The 4,871-nt window shown below is 61.6% G+C and carries 4 protein-coding genes; 1 reads left to right on the top strand and 3 read right to left on the bottom strand.

Features of this window, described 5'->3' with window-relative positions:
- The first annotated feature begins 545 nt into the window (after positions 1-545).
- Positions 546-830, top strand: coding sequence for a hypothetical protein (locus Y704_RS0102085; protein ID WP_026548894.1), 285 nt, complete (start codon positions 546-548; stop codon positions 828-830).
- 228 nt (positions 831-1,058) lie between these two features.
- Here Y704_RS0102085 and Y704_RS0102090 read toward each other — a convergent pair whose 3' ends face one another.
- The 3 genes from Y704_RS0102090 to Y704_RS0102100 form a co-directional block, all read right to left on the bottom strand.
- Positions 1,059-2,888, bottom strand: a complete 1,830-nt coding sequence (locus tag Y704_RS0102090) for an ABC transporter permease (protein WP_081747357.1) — start codon at positions 2,886-2,888, stop codon at positions 1,059-1,061.
- Positions 2,885-3,913, bottom strand: a complete 1,029-nt coding sequence (locus Y704_RS0102095) for an ABC transporter ATP-binding protein (protein WP_026548896.1) — start codon at positions 3,911-3,913, stop codon at positions 2,885-2,887. The genes Y704_RS0102090 and Y704_RS0102095 overlap by 4 nt, the downstream gene beginning before the upstream one ends.
- A gap of 48 nt (positions 3,914-3,961) precedes the next feature.
- The coding region (locus Y704_RS0102100) for an extracellular solute-binding protein (RefSeq protein ID WP_026548897.1) at positions 3,962-4,871 on the bottom strand (910 nt) is incomplete at its 5' end.

Genomic DNA, 4,871 nt, shown 5'->3' on the forward strand with positions numbered 1-4,871 from the left:
GGTGGAAGCAGAGCTGTCATTATGCGGCAGGATGTTGAATGCGCCCCTCCAGGCTCGGCTTACCAAGCCGTAGCTAGCATCAAGATCAGGGGAGATCGGATCCGAAACTGCGGAGCTGTTACGGGTGAACGCTTAGCCGAGTGATAGGGCCTCGTACTATCGGGGCAGCATCGGTCTCAAAACATTGGGAATCACTTTGCCGTCAGTACGAAAATTCAAGCGTCCCAAATCCGTCTCGAAACGGCTCAGTTTCATTGCGCCAACCTGGTTGGGGCTCGGCGCCATCCTTGGCCTCACTGGTCTTTTCATGAACCAGCAGGAAGTGCTCCAGACCAACGCAGAGGCCGCTCGCGCCTACCAGTCCGGCCCCTTACTGCTACCGACCGTACCACCCACAAAGAGTTCCGAACCAACGGTCGGACCCGTGGCGGCTGGATCGCAAGCGCTCTTCATCGGCGACTAATAACGGAAGGTTACGGGTCAACAACACCCTCCAGGGAGGTTTTACCCGCGTTCTCTCCCATACCCGTGGATGGGATGCGGTCGTGGATGGTGTCGATTTAGCCGGCTTCACCTACGGGAGTGGCACGGACGGAACTGATAACAATGAGTACAACGCACGCATCGCCGAGCACGCGGACGATCCAGCACTGAACCCGGCCATTGTTGTAATCCAGGGTGGCCTCGATGAGGCTAGCTCATTGAGTGTCCCGACAATAAATGCCGTCAGTGCGACATTGGAAGCCGCCACCGAAGCGTGGCCCGCTGCGCGGATAGTCGTGATTGGACCAGCCGCGCTCTACCCGGAGAACCAATCACTTTTGGAGTAGACAGCGGCCCTTCGAACCGGCGCTAATGTGGCCGCGCGGAGTTCATTGACCCCGCGCCGTGGTTCACCCCGGAGAACAGTGAAGAGTACGACTCCGGGGACGGCTACCACCTCACCACTGATGGCTACGCTTTCCTTGCGGAGAAGGTCAACGAGTCTTTGGTTGGCTTTAGGATCTAGGCTGACGCGGACCCGCCGAAGCTGTCACTGATGCCCGGACCGACATGGCTTACGGGACCGGTTGATTCTGCTCCGAAGCCGCGGGGCCCATGGGAACGTGGGCATCGGACGTGGTGCTGGCGACAGGGCCGGTGGCGATGCCTGCGGCAGCGGACGGGTGGCGCGGATTGCGTCTGGTGCGTTTTCCCGCACGCCCATAGACCAGGTACATCACTAGGCCCATCACGATCATCAGCAGCACCGTGTAGACGAAGGTGTTCGCGATGGCATTGACGTCCGCGCCGCCGTCGGTGCTCGCCTTGATCTGCAGCCCGAGTGGCTGATAGAGCGGGTGGGCGAGGAACACGGCGGTGTCGTAGTCGTCGAGCTGGCTGTTGAAGTTCAGGGCGGCGATAGCTGCCGCTACGGGCAGCACGGCAGGCAACAAGATGCGCCGGAAGGTATAGAGGCCGCCCGCGCCCATGATGGCTGCGGCTTCCTCCATGGAATCGTTCACCGAAGCGAAGGCTGCCTTGAGCATCCGCAGAGTGAAGGGAATCTTGACGACGACGAAGGCCACCAACAGGATGACGGTGGTCCCGCTGAGTACCAGCCCGCCGAGCAGGGGATTGGGCCGGTCATAGGTCATGACCAGTCCCAGGGCGATCATGGCCGCCGGGAGGATCCATGGAATATGGAGGAGATATTCGAAGGTTCCGGTAATTCGAGTGCGGTACTTCTGCAGGATCCGGGTGACGAACAAGAGGCCGCCCACGGTGATGACCGCAGCCAGGCCGCTGTACACGATGCTGACGATGAACGGACGCAGCGCGGATTCCTGTGACAGGACGCGCACGTAGTTCTCGGGCGTGAACCGTTCCAGGGTGAGGACTCCGGTGCTGATGGCCGCGCCGTCCATGAACGAATAGAGCAGGATCAGCACCAGCGGGGATACGTAGATGAGGAAGAGAAGGTACGCGAGAGCATGAATGACGGCGTTGGCCAGGGGACTGGCGATACGCTGTTTCTGCAGTGGGGCCGACACCTTCGTCACGGAGTAGTAGGTGCCTCCGCGCTCAAGGCGTGTCATGACCGCCAGCATGGTGATGGTGGCCACCCCGAGGATGATGGCCAGCAGGGCGGCGATGTCACGGGACGTCGAGGTGCCTGCGAAGGTCAGGATCATGGGAGTGATGGTCTGGAAGCCCTCGCCCCCCAGGACCTGAGGGGCACTCAGGGCACCCAGCCCGGTAAGGAAGGACAGAATGGTGACGGCGAAGAGGGTGGGCTTGAGGACTGGCAGAACCACTCTGCGCAGGATGGTCCATTCCGAGGCGCCCATATTGCGGGCCGCCTCGATGGTCTGATAGTCCACGTCCCGAATGGCGTTGCCGAGGAACAACAGGTGGTTGGTGGTGGTGGCAAACGTCATGACGAACAGGACGGCGAAGAACCCGCCGAACCATTGCTTGTCCATATCAGGGAAATAACCCGCCACCAGTTTGGTGATGATGCCGTCGGCTCCGTAGATGAACTTGTACCCGGCGGCCAGCACGATTCCCCCGAAGAGGAACGTGGTGGCGTAGCCGAGCCATAGCATCCGGGAGCCTCGGATGGAGAAGTACTGCGTCACCAGCACCACGAAGACGCCGACGACATTCACGGTGACGGTTAGCACCACGGCCAGCAGGAAGCTGTTACCCAGCGACTTCATCGCGCGGTCGGAGGACAGCAACTTCTCGACAGCACGCCCGGAGAACTGGCCCGAGGGGAAGAAGGTCTCGGCCAGCAGGTTCAGGTTGGGCCAGACCAGGAACGCGGCAGTGAACCAGGTCAGGATGACCAACGTGACGACCACCAGTGGTGACCGCAGCATCTTCCTGCCGATGCTGCGGCTCATGCGAGGGCGCCGTATTGCAGGATCTGGTCAGGATCGATACGCACCTGGACCGGACTGCCCACCTCGTGTCGCGGGTGCCCGGACTCGTTCACCAGTACCTGGATGTCGGAGTCGAAGCTGCGGACCGTGTAGCGGCTGTGCTGGCCGTGGTAGTTACGTCCGGTGATCCGGCCGTCGACGGCGACGCTTCGGCCGCCGTCGCCCTCCCCGAGCCCTAGTAGGGCCTTCTCGACCCGGAGGTAGGACAGCTTGTCCGGATCCAGCGTCCTGCTGGTTGAGCGGTTGAGGTGACGGGTCAGTTCCGGCCCCAACAGCGAGCTGTCCCCGATGAAGTTGCAGACGAACTCCGTGGATGATCGGTCATAGATCTCCTGGGGCGTGCCCACCTGCTCCACTTGTCCCTTGTTGAAGACGGCGATCCTGTCGCTCATGGTCAGGGCCTCGTCCTGGTCATGCGTGACATAGACGGTGGTGATGCCCGATTCGGCCTGCAGCTCCTTGAGTTCGATCCGGAGCTGCTGGCGCAGCTTCGCGTCGAGGTTGGACAGCGGTTCGTCCAGCAGCAAAATTTTCGGCTTGAGCACCAGGGCGCGGGCGATGGCGACACGTTGCTGCTGGCCCCCCGAAAGTTCGGAGACGTTCTTCTGCAGCTGGTCGTCGGACAGATCCACCCGGCGCGCGATGTCCGCCACCAACCGGGCCCGTTCCGCGGACCCGGTCCGGCGCACCCGAAGACCGAAGGCGATGTTCTCCTCCACGCTCATGGATGGGAAGAGGGCGTAGTTTTGGAAAACCATTCCCACCTCCCGCTTGTCACTGGCCAGGTGGGTGACTTTACGCCCATTGATGTGGATATCCCCGGCGGAGGGGTCCACGAGCCCTGCGAGGGTGCGCAGCGCGGTGGTCTTACCGCAGCCCGATGGACCGAGGAGCGTGAAAAACTCCCCCTCCGATACCTGCAGGTCCAGGTCCCGGATAGCGGTGAAGCTATCGAAGGTGACCTGAATATGGTCGAAACGGATCATGGGCGCATCTCCAAGGTTCTATCGGTATCGACGGATTGGCGGCGAGTATTACGGCATGTACTCCAGCTCGATCTTCTCGATCCAGGAGGCAAGGTTCTCCTGGACGAACGCCCAGTCGATGTCCTGGTGCGTGAACTGCTCATCGAACTCGACAACCTCGGGCTTCGCGCTCGCCAGCGCCTGTTCGTTCACGGGAAGCGAGTTGAACTCAGCCGCCCACTGGCCCTGCACGTCAGCGCCGCCGAACCAGTCGACAAACTTCCTGGCGTCTTCCTGCTTCTCCGAGCCCTTGATGATGCCGATCTGCTCAATGGCGTAGGGGACGCCGTCTTCCGGGCTCACAGCACCGGAGGTCACGCCGTAGGCTTCTTCACGTCCGGGGATGGACGAGGACGGCATCTGGCCGAAGTCCACCTCACCGCTGGCGAAGCGGGCGAACAGATCCTGGTCCTTGACAGCCGGCACTCCGTTCTGGAAGTACTGTTCAATCTGCTCCCAGCCCTCATCGCTGACCCCGAGGTCGCCATTGTCGTCACGGTAACGGCTGAGGATGCCGGCCATCACCAGTTGTGTGGTGGCAGCGCCCATTCCGCTGACGCGCTCATAGCGTGTCTTGAACTCGTCCTGTGCCCAGAGGTCGGTCCAGTCCTCGGGAGCCTCGTCCGCCGTTACGGCGTCGGCGTTATAGGCCAGGACGATTGCCTGCTGCACCAACGGCCAGTACGCCTTGTCCTCCCCCGGATCGGCGAGGGACTCATCCACCTCGGCCGACCAGGACGGGGTGTAGGGCTCGAGGACCTCTTCCATCTTCAGCTGCTCGTAGTACACGTTGTTCAGCCCGTAGACCACATCCGCTATCGGATTGTTCTTTTCCGCGATGAGCTTGTTCGTCGCGTCACCACCCGCGGCTCCGACTATCTCGATGTCGAAACCGGCTTCTTCGGCATGTTGTTCAAGC

The organism is Arthrobacter sp. Br18 (assembly GCF_000520555.1).
Lineage (GTDB): Bacteria > Actinomycetota > Actinomycetes > Actinomycetales > Micrococcaceae > Arthrobacter_D.